The sequence below is a fragment of the Nocardia sp. CDC153 genome (assembly GCF_035818515.1).
Lineage (GTDB): Bacteria > Actinomycetota > Actinomycetes > Mycobacteriales > Mycobacteriaceae > Nocardia.
Window position 1 is genome coordinate 35,038 of the sequence record NZ_JAYKYU010000007.1, and the last position, 20,403, is coordinate 55,440.

Genomic DNA, 20,403 nt, shown 5'->3' on the forward strand with positions numbered 1-20,403 from the left:
TCGACCGCCGGGCACCGGCTGATCAGCCGCCCAGCACCGACAGCGCCGCGGTGACGTCCGCGACGTCCTCGGCCTCGATCGCCAGCAGCACCTCCCGGAAGGCCTCGACCGCCGGTGGCTTCAAGCCGGTGAGGAAGTCGAGGTCCGGTGCGGCCAGCGCGGCCCGAATGTCGTCGCCGATGAGCGCGGCCACGGTCGCGGCAACCGCCGCCACGGCCCGCTCCCCCGAGTCGGCACGGGCCACGAAACCACTGTCGCCGTGGACGATTCGCACCAGAAACTCCGAGATCGCCGCCTCGTCGAGCCCCATGTCCAGCACCTCGACCACCGGATCGGCCGAGACCGAACGGACCAGACCTTCGGCCAGACCACGCGCCGGACGCGGCGGGACGGACAGGGTGAGCGCGACCGGCTCGGGCGCGGGGGACGAATCGTGCGGCACGCGTTCACCGTAGCGATCCCGGTTGCCCCGGCGGGCAGGGCCTTGCGGGAGCGATCCGCATCACTTAGCTTAGGGTTACCTAATTCTCAATCCGGAGGTGTGTATGCCATACGCGGCCCAGGTCGTCGCACCCACTACCGCCGAACGCGTGCACAGCGCCTGCGCCCACGCCGACAGCGCGATGCTGGCCCTGCCCGGCCTCGACCCCGTGCCCACCTCGGTGCACCTGCTGCGGCAGTGCGGGGACATGGTGATGGCGGTGTCGAGCACCTCCACCGCCGCGGGGCTGGTATTCGGCTGCGGCCCAAACGGATCCCCGGCGGTGCTCGAGCTCACCGATCAGGCCCCGCTGCAGCTGCGGGAACGGGTGCGGGCGCTGGTGTGGCTGCGCGGCTGGGTGCACAGCGTCCCCGCACACGCCCAGCGCGCATTGGCCGCCGCGGTCGCCGCCGACCACCCGCATCCGGCCCTGCTCGACGTCGGCCACGGCTCGACGCTGCTGCGGCTGGTCATCGACTCCGCCGTGGTCGCCGACACCTCCGGCGCCGCCGCGGCCGACCGCGAGCAACTGCGCGAGGCGCGCCCCGACCCGTTCTGCGCCCTGGAAGCGGGCTGGCTGCAACACCTTCAGGCCGACCACGCCGACGTCATCGACCGACTGGCCCGCCGCCTCCCGCACGCCCTGCGCCGCGGCGCGCTCATCCACCCGCTGGCCATCGACCGCTACGGCGTCACCCTGCGCGTCGAAGCCGTCGAGGCCGACCACGACATCCGCATCCCCTTCGAAACCCCCGCCGACGACATCGAATCCCTCAGTCGCGAGGTCCACGCCTTGGCGGGCAACCCCTTCCGCCGCGGCCTGCACCGCATCTGACACCCCCGGCCGCACGCCACCGCAGCGTGTCGGGCCGGATCGGGTCGGCGGGCCTAGATTGGCGGGCATGGTTTCCGCTGATCGTGCGCCCGCGTGGCCCGCGCCCGAGTCCTCCGAGCAGGAGAAGCGGGCGATCAAGCTCGAGATCACGGTGGTATTGGTCGTCACCTTCGGGCTGAGCGGGGCCAATGCGGCGCTGTCGCTGGTGGAGAGCGCGCTCGCGCCCGGTGGGGTGGGCGAGCAGACGGTGGCGCTGAACGCGTCGCGGGCGGCGCAGTCGACCATCGATCTGCTGTTCCAACTGTTGGGCGTGGCCCGACTATTGGGTTGGGCCACGTTGGGGCTGTATCTGTTGTGGCGCAGCGGGATCGCGCCGCGGGCGGTCGGGCTGGTGCGGCGGCTGCGGTGGCGCGCCGACGTGCTGCCGGGGCTGGTGTTGGCCGCGGTGATCGGAATCCCCGGGCTGGGACTGTATTTGGCGGCGCACGCGCTCGGGGTGAGCGTCACCATCGTGCCCAGTTCGCTCGAGCACTGGTGGCGGCTGCCGGTGCTGGTGCTGTCCGCGTGGGCGAATTCCGCGGCCGAGGAAGTACTGGTCGTCGCCTATCTGATTACTCGACTGCGTGCGTTGGGCTGGTCGGAGCATCGTTCCCTGCTGGCCTCGGCGCTGCTGCGCGGCAGCTACCACCTGTACCAGGGCCTGGGCGGGGGCCTCGGAAACGTGGTGATGGGGTTGATCTTCGGTCGCTACTGGCAGCGCACCAATCGACTGTGGCCGCTATTACTCGCGCACGCGCTCATCGACACGATCGCCTACGTCGGCTACACATTTCTGCGCGGACACGTCTCCTGGCTGCCCTGATGCCGGGAAGTAATGCAATCGGAACGAGCCACGCGGGCGCTGCGGTCGGTACTGTTTCTGGTGATGAACGGCGACGACCCCCAGCACTTTGCACGGATGCGCCGGGAGCCGCCGCCGGGACGCCCGGGCGAGCCCCCGGCGCACCCCCAGCGACCCATGGCGAATCCCGGGCAACCGCAGAGACCTTCGTCTCACCGAACCGGCGGGGACGACGCGACCGTTAACGACGGCGGTCACCGAATAGAACCAACCCAGGTGATCCGACGCAATGAATCCGGCCCGGCCCTGGCCTATTCGCAGGTGCCGCCCAACCGACGGCCCGTGCCGCCGCAACGGCCGCCGGTCAATCGGGTGCCGCCGCACGGCGATCGGATGCCCGGGGACAATCGGATTCCGCCGCAACGCAATCAGATGCCGCAGGGCAATCGAGTGCCGGTGCGGGAGCCCGCGGCCAGCGCCATGGGTTACGCGCCGACCCAGCAGCCGGAGCCCTTCCACGACGAACCACCCCGCACTCCCCCGCCGCCGCTGCCCCCGGGCAAGCGTCGCGGCGGTGGTGGTGGCGGCCGCCCGCCGCGCGGCTCGCGTCCGCGCAAGAAGCGGCACTGGTTCCGCTGGCTCCTGTCGCTGCTGGTGGTGCTGCTCATGCTGCCGATCGCGGCGGCCATCTACGTGGACACCCACATCACCCGGATCGACGCACTGGCCAACTATCAGGGTCGGGTCGGCGACACGCCCGGGACGAACTGGCTTCTGGTCGGATCCGACAGCCGCGCGGGACTGTCCAAGGATCAGGAACAGCAGCTGTCCACCGGCGACTCCTCCGATGTCGAGGGCGAGCGCACCGACACCATCATCCTGGTGCACATCCCCAAGTCCGGGCGGCCGACCCTGGTCAGCCTGCCGCGCGACTCCTACGTCAGCATTCCCGGTGTCGGCAAGGACAAGCTCAATGCCTCCTTCGCCGTCGGCGGCGCGCAACTGCTGGTCAAGACCGTGGAGGGCGCGACCGGGGTGCACATCGACCACTACGCGCAGATCGGCTTCGGCGGGTTCGCCAATATCGTCGACGCGGTGGGCGGCATTCAGATGTGCCTGGACTCGCCCATGCAGGATCCACTGGCCGGAATCGATCTGCCCGCGGGCTGCCAAACCCTCAATGGCCCACAGGCCCTGGGCTTCGTGCGCTCGCGCGCCACCCCGCGCGCCGACCTGGACCGCATGCTGCATCAGCGAATGTTCTTGAGCGCCTTGCTGAAGAAGGTCGCCAGCCCCGCCACCCTGGCCAATCCGTTCCGATCCTGGCCGCTGGTGCGGGATCTGACCGATGCGCTCAAGGTCGACAAGAGCGCGCACATCTGGAATCTGGCCACCCTCGGCCGGGCCCTGAACGACGATCCGATCACCACCACGGTGCCGGTCGGCGGGTTCGAGGATGTGTCGGGCAGCGGCAATGTGCTGCTCTGGGACAAGACCAAGGCGAGTGCGTTCTTCGACGCCCTGGCCAAGGATCAACAGATCCCGCAGGACTTGATCACGACCGTGGGCAGCTAGCAATTATTAGGCAACACTAGCCTCAATTAGGTTGTGCTCAATAAGGTTGCACTTGGATGACACGCGATTTGACCAGGATTAATGTCGTCCGCATGTCCACCCGAACCCAGACGAAACGCAGCAAGTTCCAGGGCCTGCTCCAGGATCAGATCCGCAACGAATTCAGCGCCGAACACCAGTACATCGCCGTCGCGATGTGGTTCGACAGCGCCGATCTGCCGATCCTGGCCAAGTATTTCTACAAGCAGGCCGTCGAAGAACGCAATCACGCGATGATGATCGCGCAGTACCTGATCGATCAGGACATCGCTGTCGAAATGCCCGGGATCGAGGCCGCCACTTCGCAATTCGCGAATGCCAAGGAGCCCATCGCACTGGCGCTCAAGCAGGAGCAGACGGTTACCGAGCAAATCGTCCAGCTCGCCAAGACCGCCCGCGAGGAGGGCGATTACCAGGGCGAGCAGTTCATGCAGTGGTTCCTCAAGGAGCAGGTCGAAGAGGTCGCCACCATGCGCACCCTGCTCACCGTGGCCGAGCGCGCCAGCAACAATATGTTCGATCTGGAGCGTTTCGTGGAACGCGAAATGAGCGGTCCGAAGGACGCTTCCGGCGCACCGCACGCCGCGGGCGGCTCGCTCTAGACAAACGACGCGGTGGATTGAACACGACAGGCCCGGTCCCTTGCGCTGGACCGGGCCTGCCACTGTGTGCTCGATGTGCCGGGCCGTATACCCGCCTGTCCTTATTTCATGGGCACCTGAACGTTGCCGGTGGAGTTGGCGGACATTGTGGCCGACAGCGTGCTGAACATCGATTTGACCAGGGACAGAATGGCATCCATGGCATCCTCCTCATCTGAACATCAAGGATGAAGAGAACCTAACCGAGTCACCGGTTCGAAACACGCATTTTTCAGAAAACTCTCGCAAAGAATTCGGGCCGTTCACCGAGGCTGCGATGCACCCGGCGAACGGCCCGAACAACTCTCAGCGCAACCGACTCAGCGCAGCGTGACCTGACGCGAACGCAGACCGTCGCGGGAGCGGCGCTCCTCGGAGGTCAGCGGGGCGTCCGACTGCACGGCCGCCGCCAGCTTCGCACCGAATTCGCGTGCGGGGGCCTCCCATTCGCTCGCGTGCTTCTCGGGATCCAGGTCGAAGACCGGTACCAGCAGACCGTGGGTGCGGAACGAGCCCGCGAACCGCGAACCCTCGCCCAGGTGCAGATCACCGGCCGCGTGCAGGCGGGCCAGGGCCAGCATGAGCCGATCCTCGTCCTCCGGCCGCACCCAGCGGATGTGCGCCTTCTCCCCGGCGTCCACCCACCAGGCCGCGCCGATGCCGTCCGCGCCCAGCTCCAGGCGGGCCGAGGGCATGATGGCCTGATTGGCCTGCTCGATGGTGGCGGCCACCTGCGGATCCGGGGTGACGCCCTCGGGCACCCACCAGTTGAAGTCCTGGTGCACGGTCAGGTCCAGGGCCGCGCCCGGATCCAGCACCTCCGAAAGCCGCGGCGCGCCTTCGACATCCGCGCTGTTCAGCGATTCGCCCGGCGCGGCGGCCTGGGTCCACAGAATGGCGGCGGCCAGATCCGCGGCGGGATCGGCGGACTGGAACTGCACCTGCGTGCCGACGAAACCGACCGGCTCGTCACCAGCCCGCACCAGCGCGGCGACCGCACCCGGCAGCACGGTGGCGAGGGTGACCGACCGCTCGGCGGAAACGCTCGGCGACAGCTTCAAGGTGGCGGTCGCCGACGGCACGAACTCCCGGAGCGCGACCAGATCGCACTCGGCGGCCAGGCCCTCGAACGGCCGCGTCACGGCCTGCGCCGCCGCCTCCTGTGCGGCGCGGCGGGCGGCCAGCTTCTCCGCGCGATTGCTGTCCGGCTTGGGACTGTTGCGCTTGCTCTTACCCATGACTGGCAAACCTACTGTGCTCGATGCCCTCCGCTGCGCTCCGGGCGGGTTTGCGGCGCTGAAAGTCTCGTTCTTGTGGTTCAGGCGGTGGTGAGAACGGCTTTGGTGCGGGCCGGGTAGTTCGTGGCGACCCAGTCCACGCCTAGGTCGGCGCACAGCTGTACGTCCTCGGCGTCGTCGCAGGTCCAGACGTAGGTGGCGCGGCCCGCGGCGGCGGCCTTGTCGACCAGATCGGGGTGTTCGCGCAGGGTGCGCACCGACGGGCCGATGGCCGTCGCGCCGACCGTGTGGGCCGCGCCGCCGGTGAGGTAGAGGGAGGACTCGCCGAGCAGGATCGTCGGGAGCAGCGGGGCGGCGCGGCGAATGCGCCAGACCGCGGTGGCCGCGAAGGACATGACCACCGCGCGCGAGTGATCCGCCGACGCGGGCGCGCCGATGCCGTAGCGATTCAGCTCGGTCAGCAGCGAGGTCTCCACCAGTGCGCCGTAGCGGACCGGATGCTTGGTCTCGATGAAAAGCTTGGTGGGACGGCTCTTCCAGTCCAGCACCAGCTCGATCAGCTCGGCGAGGGTGAGCACGCCCTCGGGTTCGTCGGCGGTGCCGAAGTTCAGCGCCTTCAACTCCTCGAGCGTCATCTCGCTGACCGCGCCGACGCCGTTCGAGGTGCGATCCACCGTGCGGTCGTGCACGCAGACCAGGTGCCCGTCCCGGGTCAGCCGGATATCGCATTCGACACCGGCCGCGCCCTCCCGCAGGGCGAGATCGTAGGCGGCGAGGGTGTGTTCGGGTCGCGCCGCCGACGCCCCCCGGTGCGCGACCACGAACGGCGCACGACTGGCCCGGCTCACTTCGCCACTACCTCCTGTTGTTCCGCGGTGACCTCATCATTCCCGACCGCGACCGCGGGCGCGCGCTCGGCGGACTCCGTCACACCCGGACGCACCGGTTCGATCACCGGCCGCGCGGGCGCGGTGGCGATCACCCAGCGCCGCAGCGTCTTCGGCCGACCCCGCAGATCCAGACCCGCGAAGGAGCGCACCAGGGCCAGCGAGGCCAGGGCGACACCGGCCGCGACCAGATCGGTCCACATGCTGAACAGCACCCCGTCGGCCTGCGCCTGCAGGGAACCCGCGAACCGGTAGAGCACCGAGACCACCACCAGCACCGCGTTCACCAGCCAAGCGGCCCACCAGATTCGGACCGCGCGCAGCAGCCGCGGGTCCGTGCCGTCGGCGATGCGCAACCGGGCCACCTCGGTGAGGAACACCCCGGGCCACACCAGATTCACCACCGGCACAACACAACCCAGCACCAGGGTGCGCAGCGGCCGCGGGTCGGTCTCCCCCAGGCTCGCGTAGGCGGCGCGGCGGGTCTCGGTCAGCCAGCCGACCAGCGCCACCGCCGCCGCCAGGGCCACCGCCAGGGCGGCAATGGCGAGCACGGTCACCGCGCCATCGGAAATCCACAGCAGCCAGGGCTGGATCAACCGGGTCCGGTTGCGCAGCAGAATCCCGTAGCGGCCCAATTCGGCGAGGGCGGCGAGCACGAAAAGGCCCGCGGTGACCGGCAACAGGACACCGATTCGATCGCTCCAGGCCGCCAGCGGACGGCGCGGGGCGGCGGCCTCGACCGGGGGACGATCGTGCAAGCCCCATTGCGGAATCTGGTGGTAGCGCGGCGTCTCCGGATTGACCTGCCGCCGGACGGGCTGCGCGGCAGCCGATTTCCGGCCCGGCGGGCGCGCCACCCAGCGGTAGTTGCGGCGGTCGGCGGGCGCGTCGACGGGGGCGGGCGAGAGCAGCACGCCGTGGCAGCGCGGGCACCAGTGCAACGGTTTGCCCTGTACGGCCCAACGCGCGCCGCAGCGGGCGCAGGGCTGCACGACGGCGGATCGCGATCGGCCCACCTGTCCCCCGTTCATCGCTCCACCTCTCCGCGCCTAATGGATCGTCACCTGATCGATCGTGTCTAGTAGATCTTCGCCTCGGGACCGTCACCGGTGAGCGGCCGCCCGGTCTGCTGCCAGGCCACCATGCCGCCCGCGACATGGACGGCGTCGTAGCCGATTTGGTTCAAGTACTGCACGACGGTGATGGACCGACCGCCCTGTCGGCAGATCACGTAGATCTCGGCGTCGATATCCAATTCGTCCAGGCGGGCGGGCACATCGGTGATCGGGATGTGCAGGGCGCCGGGCGCGCGCCCGAGCTGCCATTCGTCGTCCTCGCGGACGTCCAGCAGCTGCGCGGGCGCGGGCGACGCGGAACCCCAGCCGTCGGCGGCATCGAATTCCGCGGGCACCGCGTCGATCGGCACCGTGGGTACGTCGGGGTTCGTCACGGTTTCGATCCTGCCACGCGGGCGCGAGGGCGGTGGAGTTCCGTACCTGCGCGAGGTTGGTTTCGGGAGTTATCCACATAATCCACAACCTGATCCACAGGTTGACAGCCGACCGAAAAGTCCGTGTTCGCTCCGGTCGGCCGATCCGGAAGTCCCCTCCTCGTTCCGGAGCGGCCGACCCGGGCCCTCTGTCCCAGAAGGCCCCATCCAGTCTGACGCCGCAGGTCGGCCCGCGGTTCCGTTCGGAAAGGAAAAAAACGACAACACTACCGAAAAACGGAAATCCTGGGCCCGGCCAGGCAAGATCGGTAGCCTGGCGCTATGACTGTGAGCAGGGGGCTACTCGACGGCCTGGACATCAAGGGACTCAACCTCGCACTGTCGGAGGCGACCTGCCTCGGCATCGACGTCGACACCGAGGCGGGCACGCTACGACTGGAACTCGATGTGCTGACCCTGCCCGAGGACGGCCCGCCGCCCGCCGACTGCGACATCTACCTGACCCTCACCGGGGTCAGTCGGGTCGCGTGTTCGCTGCGCCGTCAGCGCTGGGACGATCTGGAACCCGTTGTGCTGCCCCTCACCCTCGAGGGCCTGCACGACGCGGTCAACAGCTTCGGCGGCGGCGCGCTGCACGGCTGGGACTTCCTCGATCTGAGCGACAGCTCCTGGAGCCAGTGGCGCAAACTGCTCAGCTTCGACACCCGGCTGCGCGACACCGAGGGCGCGCACATGATGGAGTTCTCCCAGGAAGAGGGCATCGACCCGCGCGAACTCGATGTGCGCGTGTGGTTCGACGGCGCCGAGGTGCACGACAAGGCGGGCAATCCGATTCCGTTGCCGGAGTTCATCGCCGGTGGGGTCCGCTGGTGGCAGGCGCACGACGCGGGCGACCCGCGCACCCAGCGCCCGGACGTGGTCCCGCCGCTGTAGGTAGTCGACCCACACGTAAAAGGGGTTCGGGGACGATGTCCTGGAACCCCTTTCGATTGCCTCGAACGAAAGCCGCTACGCGCCCAAGCCGATCGGACACTCGATGCCCGTGCCGTGGTCGGGGCAGTAGCCGCCGGGGTTCTTGGCCAGATACTGCTGGTGGTAGCCCTCGGCGTAGAAGAACGCGGAAAGGTCGGGCAGCGGGGCGATCTCGGTGGTGATGTCGCCGAATCCGGCCGCCGTCAAGCGTTCCTGATACATCCCCCTGGTCTCCTCGGCGACCTCGAGCTGCTCATCGTCGAAGGTGAAGACGGCCGACCGGTATTGGGTGCCGCGGTCATTGCCCTGCCGCATGCCCTGGGTTGGGTCGTGGTTCTCCCAGAATTGTTTGAGAATTCCCGGATAGTCGATCACCCGCGGATCGAACACCACCAGCACCGACTCGGTATGCCCGGTGCGGCCCGAACAGGTCTCCTCATAGGTCGGATTCGGCGTGTAGCCGCCCGCGTAGCCGACCGCCGTGCTGTATACGCCCTCGAGCTGCCAGTACCCCTTCTCCGCACCCCAGAAGCAGCCCATGGCCACCACCGCGAGCCGCATATCCGCCGGGAAGGGCGGTTTCAGCGGGTGGCCATTGAGGTAGTGCTTCTCCGGAATGACCAGGGGTTCGGAACGACCGGGCAGCGCCTGCTCGGCTGTGACCATGGTCGGTTCCGGTAGTCGCAAACGCCCAACGAACTCGTCGTACCACGACATGGCTCGATGCTACGGGACCCGGCGAAACCGGCGGCGAAGTTGCGATCGCCAGGATTCCAAACGTTGGGAAAGATATACATCGGCCGGAATGTGGGGGCACGCAGCCCGGTTGCAGACGAGCGGGTGTACGAATGATGGTTGGGTGCGCCTCGGACCATGCCGAGGGCACACGGCCCCGACACTGAAAGGGACATCGTGGCTGTTTACACGCTGCCTGAACTTGATTACGACTACTCGGCCCTGGAGCCCTTCATCTCCGGGCAGATCAACGAGATCCATCACACCAAGCACCACGCGGCCTACGTCGCCGGTGTGAACGCCGCCCTCGAGAAGCTGGAAGAGGCGCGCGCCAAGGACGACCACGCCGCCATCTTCCTCAACGAGAAGAACCTCGCGTTCCACCTCGGCGGCCACGTCAACCACTCCATCTGGTGGAAGAGCCTGTCCAAGGACGGCGGCGACAAGCCGGTCGGCGACCTGGCCTCGGCCATCGACGAGGAGTTCGGCTCGTTCGACAAGTTCGTCGCGCAGTTCTCGGCGGCCGCCAACGGCCTGCAGGGCTCCGGCTGGGCGTGGCTGGGCTACGACACGCTGGGCAACAAGCTGCTCACCTTCCAGCTCACCGACCAGCAGGGCAACGTGCCGCTCGGAATCATCCCGCTGCTCGGCCTGGACATGTGGGAGCACGCCTTCTACCTGCAGTACAAGAACGTCAAGGCGGACTACGTCAAGGCGTTCTGGAACGTGGTGAACTGGGCCGAAATCCAGGACCGCTACAGCAAGGCCGTCAACCAGGGCAAGGGTTTGATCTTCGGCTGATGCCGGTGGGGGCTACGCCCCCACACCCCCAAAAGGGATATTCGGGGGCGCAGCCCCCGAACCCCCGAGGAGTCGAGGGTGTCGGCCCATACACCCGATACTCGGCCCGCGAACCGACCGGTTCGCGGGCCGTTCGCATTTCACAGGGGCAGGTGCTAGCACTCTTTGGTACTTGTGTGCCAGTTCTGCTCTGGTACAACCTGGTGTTCCCAATAGCAACAATGGGAACAGCTATAGCAACACCGGGACAGCCGCCACCGGGGAGGGTTCGGGAGGCACTCATGAATGGTCAGATCGGCGTCATGCCGTTCCATGCGGGTGGTTCGCTGCAAGGGTTCGTGATCTCCGGGCGCTGGCCCGATTCGACCAAGGAATGGGCGCAGGTGCTGGTGCTCGCGGTGCGGGTGGCGAGTCTGCCGGGGTTGTTGCCCACGTCCACGGTGTTCGGGGCGCGGGAGGAGCTGCCCGACGATCCGGATCCGGCGATGGTGGGTCTGGTCATCGCGGAGGGCACGGTATTGGGCTCGGAAGCCTTGCAGCCCGGCCAGTTTGCCGAACGTGTGCCACCCGCCCTGATCATGTTGCATCCGCCGCGCGAGACGCGACCCTCGCTGCCGGAGTGCGCGGGCGCGGCGTCGGGCTGTCTGCTCCTGCCGGGGCTACCGCATCTGGGACTCGAACATCGGGCGGCCTGGGTGGAAACCGATAGCGACGGGACGGTGACCTCGATGGTTTCGCGGGTCGGGGTGGATCCGATCAGTGATCCCGACACCGCGGTTCTGGCCATGCTGCTGGCGGCGTGAGGGTACCCGAAACCTTTCGGCAGCGTCGCCAAACTTATTGCGTGCATTGCGATTTGGGCGACAGTCGTTTGCACGCGCCCGGTTTGCCGGAGTAGAGTGGCCCCGAGCGAAGGGGAGTAGCCCACAATCACGCCGTCGACATACTGATCCTTTTCGGGTCCGGCGCGTGAACCGAGAGCCTTCGGTGGGCGAGACCTTCGGCCGACAACAAACCAAACCGATTGACCGGTGCGGTGTCGGCTGAAGCGCCCCCGCATTCAGCCGACAGGCCGGAGACCTGGGAGCTGACCTTTCATGATCGCCACGATATTGCTGAGCTTCGGCGTGCTCTTCCTCGCCGAACTGGGCGATAAATCGCAGCTCATGGCACTGACATTCGCGCTGCGCTACCGCTGGTGGGTGGTGCTGAGCGGCATCACCGCCGCCAGCGTGCTGGTCAATCTGATCGCCGTCGGCGTCGGCCACTTCGTCGGCGCGGCGCTGCCCACCGGCGTCATCTCCCTATTGGCCGCGGCCACCCTCCTCGGCGTCGGCCTGTGGACCCTGCGCGAGACCCTGCCGCTGACCCCCGCCGACGACGAGGCGGAGATCGCGGCACAACCCAAGTCCCGCAACGCGTTCCTGGTCGTGCTCTCGGCGTTCCTGCTGGCCGAGCTCGGCGACCGGACCATGTTCGCCACCATGGCCCTGGCCACCAAGAACGGCTGGGTCGCGGTGTGGATCGGCTCGGTGGCGGGCATGGTGGCCGCGGGCGGGCTGGCCATTCTGATCGGGGTGACCGTCGGCAAGCACATTCCGGAGCGGTTCATCGCCGTCTGCTCGGGCCTGCTGTTCCTGTACTTCGGCGCGCTGACGCTGCTGGAGGCCTTCGCGCACGGCCTGGGCACCCCGGTCGCCGCCGCGCTCGCGCTGATCGTGCCCGCCCTCGCGGGCGGCGTGCTGTACCTGCTGCGCCGCCGCGCACTGGACGCCGCGGTCCGGCGTTCAGTCGCCGAGGACCGTGCTGCCGAACAGTTCTCCGCTGCGCCGCACGAGGTCCAGTAGCGGCTCGCGCAGGGCGCGCAGACCATCCAGATCGCCGACCGCGATGCGCGCGGTGACCATGGCGCTCAACGCCGCGACGAGGGTCTGGCAGGCGAAGCGCTGCGGCTCGGTGTCCGCGCCCAGCACATCGGCGACCATGGCCACGAAGGTCTCCTGCAGGGCCGTGCGGCGCGCGATGGCCTCGGGACCGACGGCGTAGACCTCGACGAGAAACAAACGGGCATAGGCGGGTTGGCCCGCGAGCGCGTCCAGGTAGGCCCCCAGCACGCGTTCGATGCGCTCGGTGCGGGTCTCGCCGTCGAACTCCGCGCCGGTGGCGGCCAGAATGCCCGACAGCATAAGTTCCGCGGCGCGCTCGTAGGCGGCCTCGAAACAGTCCTCCTTGGAACGGAATTGCTCGTAGAAGGTCTCGCGGGAGACACCGGCGCGCTTGATGACCGCGGCGACCGGCGTTCCGACATAACCGTTCTCGGTCATCGCCTCGGCCATGGCGAGCAGGATGCGATCGCGCTGGGCCGCGACCACTTCCGCACGGGGGAGGCCGTGGCGGCCGCGGGGCAGTTGGCGGGTTGCCGATTCGGGCATAGGTGGACTCCGTTGGCCGGGGCGATCAGGGGACGATCAGGCGAGCCTTCTCATTCTGCGGGGTCGAGCCGGTTGTTCGGTGGTGAAGCCCGTCGGTTCGGTGCGGGCGATCTCCAAACCACCGGCCACCCCGCCGCGTAGCGAGTAGTCGACCAGGCGCTGGGTCAGCGGGCGACACCACAGCGCCATGCTCACCCAGTACGGCGAGACGATGCGGCGGGAACGGCGGGCCAGGGCGTGTTCGCAGGCGTCGATGGCCGGGCCGAGCGGGGCGATGCCGGACACGGTGGTGCGGCCCAGAATGCTGCGCGCCGCCTCGGTGCCGAAGCCGCGACTGGTCATCTCGGTGTCGAGTTCGGCGAAGTAGGCGATGCCGACCTTGGCTCCGGTGTGGCGCAATTCGATGCGCAGGGTGTCGCCCAGCGCCTCGACGGCCGCCTTGGAGGCGCTGTAGGCCCCGGCCAGGGGTAGGTGGATGGCCCCGGCCAGCGAGGAGATGAGCAGGACGTAGCCGTCGCGGTGCGCGAGGTGGGGTCCGGCGGCGCGCAGGGTGTAATAGACGCCGAGGACATTGACGGTGAGGGTCTCCTCGAGCACGGTCGGATCCCCGCCCAGCAGCGAAAGTTGCCGCGCGATACCGGCATTGCACACCACCGCATCCAGACCGCCCAGTTCGGCAGTGAGGGAGTTGACGACCCGCTGCACCTGCGCCGGGTCACCGATATCGCAGTAGCGCCAGGGGGCGTCGCCGCAGTCGGCGGCGACCTGGGCCAGCAGCGACTCCTCGATGCCGAGCAGCGCCACGTGCGCGCCGTGCTGATGCAACTGCCGGGCCAGGGCGGCCCCTATCCCCCGCGCCGCACCGGTGATCAGGATGCGTTTGCCCGCGACTCGCGGGGTCTTTCGGCGGAGTCCACGGCGGGCCCGGGCCGGGCTGGCATTCATGTATGCGAAACTACCACTTAGACGAACATTCGTGTTCGCAAACTTTGCGAGCGACCCCTCGCAGGGGCCGCACCGAACCCCGCTAGGGTGCCTATTGACGGAGGGCCAGTGAGAGGGCCCTCCACCGTCGAGAGGACCAATCACCGTGGAGATTTCGGGCTCCGCCGCCATTGTCACCGGAGGTGCGTCCGGCCTGGGTGCGGCCACCGCCAAGCGCTTCGCCGACGCGGGCGCGACCGTCTTCGGCCTGGATCTGGCCCAGTCGATCGAGCGTGCGGGTGACAGCGTCCCCGCCGGTGTCACCCTCATCCCGACCGATGTCACCAGCGGTGACGAGGTGGCCGCCGCGGTCGCCACCGTCGTGGAATCCGGTGTGCCGCTGCGCATTGTCGTCAACTGCGCCGGTGTGGGCTGGGCGGGACGCATCCTGTCCAAGAACGGCCCGCACGATCTGGAGCTGTTCCGCACGGTGATCACCGTGAACCTGCTCGGCACGTTCAATGTGATGCGCCTGGCCGCCGACGCCATCGCCAAGACCGATCCGGTCGACGAGTACGGCTCGCGCGGCGTCATCATCAACACCGCCTCGGTGGCGGCCTTCGAGGGTCAGATCGGGCAGATCGCCTACTCGGCCTCCAAGGGCGGCGTCGCCGGCATGACCATTCCGGCCGCACGCGACCTGGCACAGTTCGGCATTCGCGTGAACACCATCGCGCCCGGCATCATCGACACCCCGATGCTGGCCGGTGTCACCGAGGAGTACCGCAAGGGGCTCGAGGCGGGCGTGCCGTTCCCGTCGCGCCTGGGTCGCCCGGACGAGTACGCGCAGCTGGCGCAGTACATCACCGAGCACGACTACCTCAACGGCGAGACCATCCGCATGGATGGCGCGCTGCGCATGGCTCCGCGCTGACGCCGGGTCTCCGAATACGACAAAGCCCGCACCGGAAACCGGTGCGGGCTTTGGTTGTTCAAAAAGTGGCGGCGTGGGTTGAGTCACCCGCGCCCGACCTACCGAATCAGTGGGCGCGGACCGCAGCGGCCTGCGGGCCCTTCTTGCCCTCGGTGATCTCGAACGACACGGCCTGGCCCTCTTCGAGCTGACGGTAGCCGTTGCCCTCGATCTCCGAGTAGTGGACGAAAACGTCGGGGCCGTCTTCGCGGGCGATGAAGCCGTAGCCCTTCTCCGCGTTGAACCACTTGACGGTGCCCTGAACCATTACCTTCTCCTGACGAGGTGTTTCTTTGGTGCGTGGGTGCCGCGGCCGCGGCACCCGGGGGTCGATCAGAAGGCGGCTTGCAACTTGCTTCGCAAGGTGAAGCGACGCCCGCACAATGTTCCGCGCGAGCATGTTGAACACGAACACGAAAAACTTACGACCAAGACGTACAACGTACGCGTCCGCCGTGAGTTCCCGAAATCGCCGAGAGATGCGGACCGTCACATTCGGGACAAATTGGGTATGACCAATTCCCGCTTGCTATAGGTCGGGCTCCTGCGGAAACACCGCGCGCGGCGGAAAATCCACAGGAGCCCGATCAGAGTACGACCGTCAGAGCATCCGGGTGAGTCAGAGCGTCCGGGTGAGGCGGTCGGCCAGCACCCGTGCGAAGTGTGCCGGATCCTTCAGCTCGCCGCCCTCGGCGAGAACCGCCGTGCCATAGAGCAATTCGGCGGTCTCGGTGAGCTCCACCGGCTTCTCTTCCTCGCCGGACACCTTCGCGAACGCGTCGCGCAGCCCGGTGACCAGCGGGTGCGTCGGGTTCAGCTCGAGAATGCGCTTGCTGTGCGGCAATTCCTGACCGGAGGCGCGGTACATGCGTTCAAGCATCGGGGTGAAATCGAACACATCACCCACGATGCAGGCCGGGGAGGTGGTGAGCCGGTTGGTCAGGCGCACTTCCTTCACGTCCGCGTCCAGGGTTTCGCGCAGCCACGTCAGGACGTCGGCGAAGTCCTTCTCCTGCTGCTCGCGCAGGGCCTCGGACTCCTTCTTCTCGTCCTCGGTCTCCAGATCCACCTCGCCCTTGGCGATGGACACGATCGGCTTGCCCTCGAACTCGGTGACCGAGCCCACCCACATCTCGTCGACCGGGTCGGTCAGCACCAGCACCTCGAGGCCCTTGGCCTTGAACGCCTCGATGTGCGGGGAGTTCTCGATCTGCTGCCGGGTCTCGCCGGTCATGTAGTAGATGGCCGACTGGGACTCCGGCATGCGCTCGACGTACTCGGCCAGCGAGGTCAGCTCGGTCTCGGAGTGCGTGGACGCGAAAGACGAGACGCCCAGGATGGTTTCGCGGTTGTCGATGTCCGACAGCAGGCCCTCCTTGAGGACCCGGCCGAATTCCTTCCAGAACTCCTGGTACTTGGTCTTGTCCTCGGCATTGCGCAAATCCTTGACCGTGGACAGCACCTTCTTGACCAGGCGCTTGCGGATCATCTGAATCTGGCGGTCCTGCTGCAGGATCTCGCGGGAGACATTGAGCGACAGGTCCTGCGCGTCCACCACGCCCTTGACGAAGCGCAGGTACTCCGGCATCAGCTCTTCGCAGTTGTCCATGATGAACACCCGACGCACGTAGAGCTGGACGCCGCGCTTGTGCTCGCGGGTGAACAGGTCGAACGGCGCGTGCGACGGAATGAACAGCAGCGCCTGGTATTCGAAGGTGCCCTCGGCCTTCATGGGGATGATCTCGAGCGGATCGTCCCAGGCGTGCGAGACGTGCTTGTAGAACTCCTTGTACTCCTCGTCGGAGACCTCGGAGCGCGGGCGGGTCCACAGCGCCTTCTGCGAGTTCAGCGTCTGGGTCTCGACCAGCTTCTTCTCGGTCTTCTCCTCGCCCTCACCGTCCATGACGGTGCGCTCGACATCCATGCGGATGGGCCAGGCGATGAAATCCGAGTACTTCTTGACGATCTCGCGGAGCTTCCACTCCTGCGTGTAGTCGAAGAGGTGATCCTCGTCGTCGGAGGGCTTGAGGTGCAACGACACCGACGTGCCCTGCGGCGCCTCGTCGAGCTCCTCGATCGAGTAGGTGGAGCTGCCCGCCTGCGATTCCCAACGGGTGCCGGTGGTCTCGCCCGCCTTGCGGGTGGTCAGGGTGACCTTGTCGGCCACCATGAAGGTCGAGTAGAAGCCGATGCCGAACTGGCCGATCAGCTCCTCGGCCTGCTGCTGGTCCCCCGCCTTCGCCTCCAGCAACTGCTTGCGCAGCTGGGCGGTGCCCGACTTGGCGAGCGTGCCGATCAGATCCACGACCTCCGCGCGCGACATGCCGATGCCATTGTCACGCACGGTGAGCACGCGATTGTCGCGGTCGACCGCGAGCTCGATGTGCAGATCGGAGGTGTCGGCCTGCAGATCCTTGTCACGGAAGGTCTCCAGACGCAGCTTGTCCAGCGCGTCGGAGGCGTTCGAGATCAGCTCCCGCAGGAAGGTGTCCTTGTTCGAATACACCGAGTGGATCATCAACTCCAGGAGCTGATGGGTCTCGGCCTGAAACTCCAGGTGTTCGATGTGTTCGCTCACGACGCGATATTACGACGGGCGAAGTCGGCGATGGCGGGAACCTCGGCGTCCGCGCGATCGGTCATCCAGTCCCGCAAGACCTTCGTGGCCTGCACATCGTCCTCGTTGTACTCGAGGATGCGGGTGCGCTGCGACAGGTCCGGCTGGCCGCCGTCGTAGGCGACGGCCAGGCGGTACCAGGCCATGGACGCCTCGCCCCCGGCTTCCGCGTCACGCCAATGGAATCCGGCGACCGGCGCGATCTTCTTCAGGCCCTTGCCGTTCGGGCAGATGAACTGTTCGGACACCGCCTGGAACATGTCCACCCACTGCGGGCCGTCCACGAACCGCTGGATCTCGCGCTCGGTGGGTATGCCGGGGCGGCCGGCGAAGCGCCGCGCCGACTCGTAGAGCCACTTGTCCTCGGCGGTGCGGGAATAGCAGTAGGCGGCAAAGGTTTTGCCGTCGGCCGCGGCCTGGGCGCGCACCGTCATCAGCCAGCCCCAGAACTCGGCGAAGGAGCGGCCCTCGTCCTCGGTGGGCAGCGGATCCCAGGTGACGAACGGGCGGTAGACGCCGTCGAGCAGGGTGCCCCACAGGTACGCGCCGTGCTCCTGGAAGCTCTCCAGATCCACGTCCACCTCGACGTCGGCGCGGGTGACGCGGACCCGGTCGACCCGGCGGACCAGGGGCGCGCCGGTGGCCCAGGCGCGGGCGGTGACGACCGTCTCGGTGAAGGGCTCGTACTGCCAGTCGTCGGGTTCGTCGCCGTTCCAGGCGGCCAGATCGTCGATGGTCTCGACGCCGTGGCGGCGCAGCGTCTCGGCGCGCGAACCCGGGGCCACCAGGCTCACGTCGCGGTGCTCGGCCAACCACTGCTCACAGCTGCGGCCGCCCTCCTCCGGGGCCCGGGTCCACCAGGGGCACTGGCGGCATTCGGGGACTTTCGAAGGGACGGTGGGCAATTCGCCGCGGACCACGGCGATGCGGTCGGCGTAGCGAATGTCGTAGTCGGACAGGATCGGGCCCAGATCGTGGACGAGGATGCGGTCGAAGTGGTAGCCGATCGCGCCGCCGACCAGGGCCGGACTGGCCAGCCCGTGGCGCTGCAGCATGCGGTAGAGGTGCGCCAGGCGCTGCTGATCGCGGGGTTGCGGGCGGGTGCGAACGTGCTTGTCCGGCTTGGGATTCCACTCGTACAGATCGCTGGTGGTCGGATGGTAGTCCGCCGGATCGGGCTGGCGGGGATCGCTGACCTTGTGATTCACCACGATGATCGGGATGTAGCCGCCGCGATCGGCGTCGCGCCAAAGGATTTCGCAACCGCCGCGGCGGCCGGTGTCGGTCTCCTGCGGCAGCAGCCCGCCCCAGATGCGTTCGGCCCCGGCCGCCATGGCGGCCATGGTGGCGGCGGCCCGCTGCTGCGCGGGCTGCTGGGGATCGATGACGGTCCACCGCTCGGGCGCGGCCCCAACCAGGGTGTCGCGCACCTGCAATCGATGCGCGGCCGCGGCCTCCCGCCGCTGCTGCACGCCGGCATCCTCGGCCACACCGGTCAACACGCCGGGATGGCTGGCGTCGAGGTGAAGCCGGTGCCGACATCCGATCAGCGACCGTGCGTCCAGAAACGCAGCCCGCTCGCCATGGTCACCGATGCCCGAATACACGCCAGTCAGTATGGCCTCCACCCCCGACATTCCTACGAACTGGCGTCGAAACCGCCCGGCACTCGCTGCGTGGCGAGCGCACCCGTTAGGGTGATTCGCAAACTGTGTTTCATGGGCGGACAGGCAAACCCCCCGGCCCTGTGCTGCCATGGCGAACCAGCATGACGGAGGCCATTTATGGGGTTGTTCGGCAAGCGCAAGAAGAAGGTGAGCCGCCGAGCCGAGGCGAAGGCCCTCAAGCACAAGGCTGGCATGGAGGCCAAGCTCGGCGCGCGCAACGAGCGCAAGCGCCACCGTGCCGAGGTGCGTACACAAAAGCAGGTCGCCAAGGCGGAGATCGCCAAGCTGCAGGCCGAGGAGAAGGCCGCGAACAAGATCGCGGCCCGGGCCGAGCGGGATCCGTTCAGCGCGGCCTCGATCCGCAAGTACCTGGGCGTGGCGCGCATCCTGGTGCCGGTGCTGGCCCCGCTGGCCTACCGCGCCGCGACCTTCGTGCGCGGTCAGCTCGACACCCGCCGCGCCCAGCAGCTGGGCGTCGGACTCGAGCAGCTCGGCGAGTTCTCCGGCCCCGGCGCGAAGCTGCAGGCCCGCATCGCGAGCGCGGAATCCACGCTCTCCGATATCGAGGCCAAGCACTCCGACACCGAGACCAAGAAGTTCGTGACCGCGAGCCGCGACCGGCTCGACAGCCTGTCCGCGGCCGTGCGCACCGCGGCCCAGATGCCGGTGCAGCGTCGCCGCGCCGTGCACGCCTCCATCTCCAACGAGCTCTCCGGCCTCGAGGCCGATGTGCTCGCGCGTCTCGGCGTGAACTGAGTACCCCATGAGCTCGGTGCGCGGTGGACTGGCAGGCGTCGCCATGGCGACCCTGGCGGTCGCCGCGCACGGGTTCGCGGGCGGCGGCTATCCCGGCTCGTCGGGACTCATGCTGCTGGTGTTGGTGACGGCCGCGCTGGGCGCGCTGGCCGCCGCCATCCGCCCGCGCGCCGCGCTGCCGGTGCTCATGGTGGCGGGCCAGCCCGCCTGCCATCTCGCGCTGAGCGGCCTGGTGCAGCACGGGCATGCCGCGCACGCAATGGAATTCGCCGACCACGGCCCGATGGTGGCCGCGCACGCGGTCGCGGCCCTCGGCTGCGCCTTCCTGATCCTGGTCGCCGAGCGGCTCTACGGACTGCTCTCGCGGGCGGTCCGGGCGGTGCTCACCCGACCCGAGGAATTCGTGACCGCGGGCGCGCGACCGCGTCGCCCCCGGTCGACCTGGACCCCGAAAACCCTTCTCGCACTGGGCGCGAGCGGACCGCGCGCGCCACCGGTTACGGCGTAACCCCGTCCCCTAACTTCCCGTAACCCTT

At 68.0% G+C, this 20,403-nt stretch carries 22 protein-coding genes; 11 read left to right on the forward strand and 11 right to left on the reverse strand.

What is annotated here, in order from left to right; all coding sequences use genetic code 11:
* Nucleotides 1-22: 22 nt before the first annotated feature.
* Nucleotides 23-442, reverse strand: coding sequence for a hypothetical protein (locus VMT65_RS33370; RefSeq protein WP_326312663.1), 420 nt, complete (start codon nt 440-442; stop codon nt 23-25).
* Nucleotides 443-545: 103 nt separating this feature from the next.
* On the opposite strand from VMT65_RS33370, the gene VMT65_RS33375 reads away from it, so the two are divergent.
* The 4 genes from VMT65_RS33375 (at nt 546) to VMT65_RS33390 (ending at nt 4,373) form a co-directional block, all read left to right on the forward strand.
* On the forward strand, nt 546-1,316 hold the full coding sequence (locus tag VMT65_RS33375; RefSeq protein ID WP_326312664.1) for a DUF2470 domain-containing protein: 771 nt from the start codon (nt 546-548) through the stop codon (nt 1,314-1,316).
* Nucleotides 1,317-1,383: 67 nt separating this feature from the next.
* Nucleotides 1,384-2,178: a CPBP family intramembrane glutamic endopeptidase gene (locus VMT65_RS33380; RefSeq protein ID WP_326312665.1), complete on the forward strand. Its 795-nt coding sequence runs from the start codon at nt 1,384-1,386 to the stop codon at nt 2,176-2,178.
* 255 nt (nt 2,179-2,433) lie between these two features.
* Complete coding sequence (locus VMT65_RS33385; RefSeq protein ID WP_442790348.1) at nt 2,434-3,732, forward strand: LCP family protein; 1,299 nt, start codon at nt 2,434-2,436, stop codon at nt 3,730-3,732.
* Between the two features lie 92 nt (nt 3,733-3,824).
* Complete coding sequence (locus VMT65_RS33390) at nt 3,825-4,373, forward strand: ferritin (RefSeq protein WP_326312964.1); 549 nt, start codon at nt 3,825-3,827, stop codon at nt 4,371-4,373.
* A gap of 359 nt (nt 4,374-4,732) precedes the next feature.
* On the opposite strand, the gene VMT65_RS33395 is transcribed toward VMT65_RS33390, so the two are convergent.
* The 4 genes from VMT65_RS33395 to VMT65_RS33410 form a co-directional block, all read right to left on the reverse strand.
* A complete protein-coding gene (locus tag VMT65_RS33395; RefSeq protein ID WP_326312666.1) occupies nt 4,733-5,650 on the reverse strand; it encodes a DUF5926 family protein in 918 nt (305 codons plus the stop codon).
* Between the two features lie 80 nt (nt 5,651-5,730).
* A complete protein-coding gene (locus tag VMT65_RS33400) occupies nt 5,731-6,498 on the reverse strand; it encodes a glycerophosphodiester phosphodiesterase (RefSeq protein ID WP_326312667.1) in 768 nt (255 codons plus the stop codon).
* Nucleotides 6,495-7,571, reverse strand: a complete 1,077-nt coding sequence (locus VMT65_RS33405) for a DUF4328 domain-containing protein (protein WP_326312668.1) — start codon at nt 7,569-7,571, stop codon at nt 6,495-6,497. Before VMT65_RS33405 ends, VMT65_RS33400 begins: the two co-directional genes overlap by 4 nt.
* Before the next feature lie 47 nt (nt 7,572-7,618).
* The gene (locus VMT65_RS33410; RefSeq protein WP_326312669.1) at nt 7,619-7,990 is read right to left on the reverse strand and encodes a rhodanese-like domain-containing protein; all 372 of its coding nucleotides are present in this window, start codon (nt 7,988-7,990) and stop codon (nt 7,619-7,621) included.
* Nucleotides 7,991-8,311: 321 nt separating this feature from the next.
* On the opposite strand from VMT65_RS33410, the gene VMT65_RS33415 reads away from it, so the two are divergent.
* Nucleotides 8,312-8,923 carry a hypothetical protein gene (locus VMT65_RS33415; RefSeq protein ID WP_326312670.1) on the forward strand — a complete coding sequence of 204 codons (612 nt, stop codon included), beginning with the start codon at nt 8,312-8,314 and terminating at the stop codon, nt 8,921-8,923.
* Nucleotides 8,924-8,998: 75 nt separating this feature from the next.
* Here VMT65_RS33415 and msrA read toward each other — a convergent pair whose 3' ends face one another.
* Nucleotides 8,999-9,679, reverse strand: coding sequence for a peptide-methionine (S)-S-oxide reductase MsrA (gene msrA, locus VMT65_RS33420; protein ID WP_326312671.1), 681 nt, complete (start codon nt 9,677-9,679; stop codon nt 8,999-9,001).
* 195 nt (nt 9,680-9,874) lie between these two features.
* Between msrA and VMT65_RS33425 the strand changes: the two genes are divergently transcribed.
* The 3 genes from VMT65_RS33425 to VMT65_RS33435 all read left to right on the forward strand — a co-directional run bounded on the left by VMT65_RS33425 (nt 9,875) and on the right by VMT65_RS33435 (nt 12,345).
* The gene (locus tag VMT65_RS33425) at nt 9,875-10,498 is read left to right on the forward strand and encodes a superoxide dismutase (RefSeq protein WP_326312672.1); all 624 of its coding nucleotides are present in this window, start codon (nt 9,875-9,877) and stop codon (nt 10,496-10,498) included.
* 281 nt (nt 10,499-10,779) lie between these two features.
* A complete protein-coding gene (locus VMT65_RS33430) occupies nt 10,780-11,301 on the forward strand; it encodes a peptidase (protein WP_326312673.1) in 522 nt (173 codons plus the stop codon).
* Nucleotides 11,302-11,595: 294 nt separating this feature from the next.
* Nucleotides 11,596-12,345 (forward strand): TMEM165/GDT1 family protein, encoded by a 750-nt coding sequence (locus VMT65_RS33435; protein WP_326312674.1) that lies wholly within the window; start codon nt 11,596-11,598, stop codon nt 12,343-12,345.
* On the opposite strand, the gene VMT65_RS33440 is transcribed toward VMT65_RS33435, so the two are convergent.
* The gene (locus tag VMT65_RS33440) at nt 12,286-12,930 is read right to left on the reverse strand and encodes a TetR/AcrR family transcriptional regulator (RefSeq protein ID WP_326312675.1); all 645 of its coding nucleotides are present in this window, start codon (nt 12,928-12,930) and stop codon (nt 12,286-12,288) included. The two genes, VMT65_RS33435 and VMT65_RS33440, sit on opposite strands and share 60 nt — an antisense overlap.
* 36 nt (nt 12,931-12,966) lie before the next feature.
* Nucleotides 12,967-13,875, reverse strand: coding sequence for an SDR family NAD(P)-dependent oxidoreductase (locus tag VMT65_RS33445; RefSeq protein ID WP_326312676.1), 909 nt, complete (start codon nt 13,873-13,875; stop codon nt 12,967-12,969).
* 145 nt (nt 13,876-14,020) lie between these two features.
* Between VMT65_RS33445 and VMT65_RS33450 the strand changes: the two genes are divergently transcribed.
* The gene (locus tag VMT65_RS33450) at nt 14,021-14,788 is read left to right on the forward strand and encodes an SDR family NAD(P)-dependent oxidoreductase (RefSeq protein WP_326312677.1); all 768 of its coding nucleotides are present in this window, start codon (nt 14,021-14,023) and stop codon (nt 14,786-14,788) included.
* 106 nt (nt 14,789-14,894) lie between these two features.
* On the opposite strand, the gene VMT65_RS33455 is transcribed toward VMT65_RS33450, so the two are convergent.
* The 3 genes from VMT65_RS33455 to VMT65_RS33465 all read right to left on the reverse strand — a co-directional run bounded on the left by VMT65_RS33455 (nt 14,895) and on the right by VMT65_RS33465 (nt 19,051).
* Nucleotides 14,895-15,095, reverse strand: coding sequence for a cold-shock protein (locus VMT65_RS33455; RefSeq protein ID WP_326312678.1), 201 nt, complete (start codon nt 15,093-15,095; stop codon nt 14,895-14,897).
* 351 nt (nt 15,096-15,446) lie between these two features.
* Nucleotides 15,447-17,405 carry a molecular chaperone HtpG gene (gene htpG / locus VMT65_RS33460; RefSeq protein WP_326312679.1) on the reverse strand — a complete coding sequence of 653 codons (1,959 nt, stop codon included), beginning with the start codon at nt 17,403-17,405 and terminating at the stop codon, nt 15,447-15,449.
* Nucleotides 17,402-19,051, reverse strand: coding sequence for a TM0106 family RecB-like putative nuclease (locus VMT65_RS33465; RefSeq protein ID WP_442790349.1), 1,650 nt, complete (start codon nt 19,049-19,051; stop codon nt 17,402-17,404). The genes htpG and VMT65_RS33465 overlap by 4 nt, the downstream gene beginning before the upstream one ends.
* 177 nt (nt 19,052-19,228) lie before the next feature.
* On the opposite strand from VMT65_RS33465, the gene VMT65_RS33470 reads away from it, so the two are divergent.
* Both VMT65_RS33470 and VMT65_RS33475 read left to right on the forward strand, forming a co-directional pair.
* Entirely contained in the window at nt 19,229-19,867 is a 639-nt protein-coding gene (locus VMT65_RS33470; protein WP_326312681.1) for a DUF6474 family protein, read from the forward strand.
* 7 nt (nt 19,868-19,874) lie between these two features.
* Nucleotides 19,875-20,375 carry a hypothetical protein gene (locus VMT65_RS33475; RefSeq protein ID WP_326312682.1) on the forward strand — a complete coding sequence of 167 codons (501 nt, stop codon included), beginning with the start codon at nt 19,875-19,877 and terminating at the stop codon, nt 20,373-20,375.
* Nucleotides 20,376-20,403: the final 28 nt, after the last annotated feature.

Excerpts from the sequence above, each read along its gene's own strand:
- msrA (WP_326312671.1), bottom strand. The coding sequence starts at position 9,679 with ATGTCGTGGTACGACGAGTTCGTTGGGCGTTTGCGACTACCGGAACCG.
- VMT65_RS33470 (WP_326312681.1), top strand. The coding sequence starts at position 19,229 with ATGGGGTTGTTCGGCAAGCGCAAGAAGAAGGTGAGCCGCCGAGCCGAG.
- VMT65_RS33395 (WP_326312666.1), bottom strand. The coding sequence starts at position 5,650 with ATGGGTAAGAGCAAGCGCAACAGTCCCAAGCCGGACAGCAATCGCGCG.
- VMT65_RS33415 (WP_326312670.1), top strand. The coding sequence starts at position 8,312 with ATGACTGTGAGCAGGGGGCTACTCGACGGCCTGGACATCAAGGGACTC.
- VMT65_RS33440 (WP_326312675.1), bottom strand. The coding sequence starts at position 12,930 with ATGCCCGAATCGGCAACCCGCCAACTGCCCCGCGGCCGCCACGGCCTC.
- VMT65_RS33475 (WP_326312682.1), top strand. The coding sequence starts at position 19,875 with ATGAGCTCGGTGCGCGGTGGACTGGCAGGCGTCGCCATGGCGACCCTG.
- VMT65_RS33380 (WP_326312665.1), top strand. The coding sequence starts at position 1,384 with ATGGTTTCCGCTGATCGTGCGCCCGCGTGGCCCGCGCCCGAGTCCTCC.
- VMT65_RS33375 (WP_326312664.1), top strand. The coding sequence starts at position 546 with ATGCCATACGCGGCCCAGGTCGTCGCACCCACTACCGCCGAACGCGTG.
- VMT65_RS33405 (WP_326312668.1), bottom strand. The coding sequence starts at position 7,571 with ATGAACGGGGGACAGGTGGGCCGATCGCGATCCGCCGTCGTGCAGCCC.
- VMT65_RS33445 (WP_326312676.1), bottom strand. The coding sequence starts at position 13,875 with ATGAATGCCAGCCCGGCCCGGGCCCGCCGTGGACTCCGCCGAAAGACC.
- VMT65_RS33430 (WP_326312673.1), top strand. The coding sequence starts at position 10,780 with ATGAATGGTCAGATCGGCGTCATGCCGTTCCATGCGGGTGGTTCGCTG.
- VMT65_RS33390 (WP_326312964.1), top strand. The coding sequence starts at position 3,825 with ATGTCCACCCGAACCCAGACGAAACGCAGCAAGTTCCAGGGCCTGCTC.
- VMT65_RS33435 (WP_326312674.1), top strand. The coding sequence starts at position 11,596 with ATGATCGCCACGATATTGCTGAGCTTCGGCGTGCTCTTCCTCGCCGAA.
- VMT65_RS33455 (WP_326312678.1), bottom strand. The coding sequence starts at position 15,095 with ATGGTTCAGGGCACCGTCAAGTGGTTCAACGCGGAGAAGGGCTACGGC.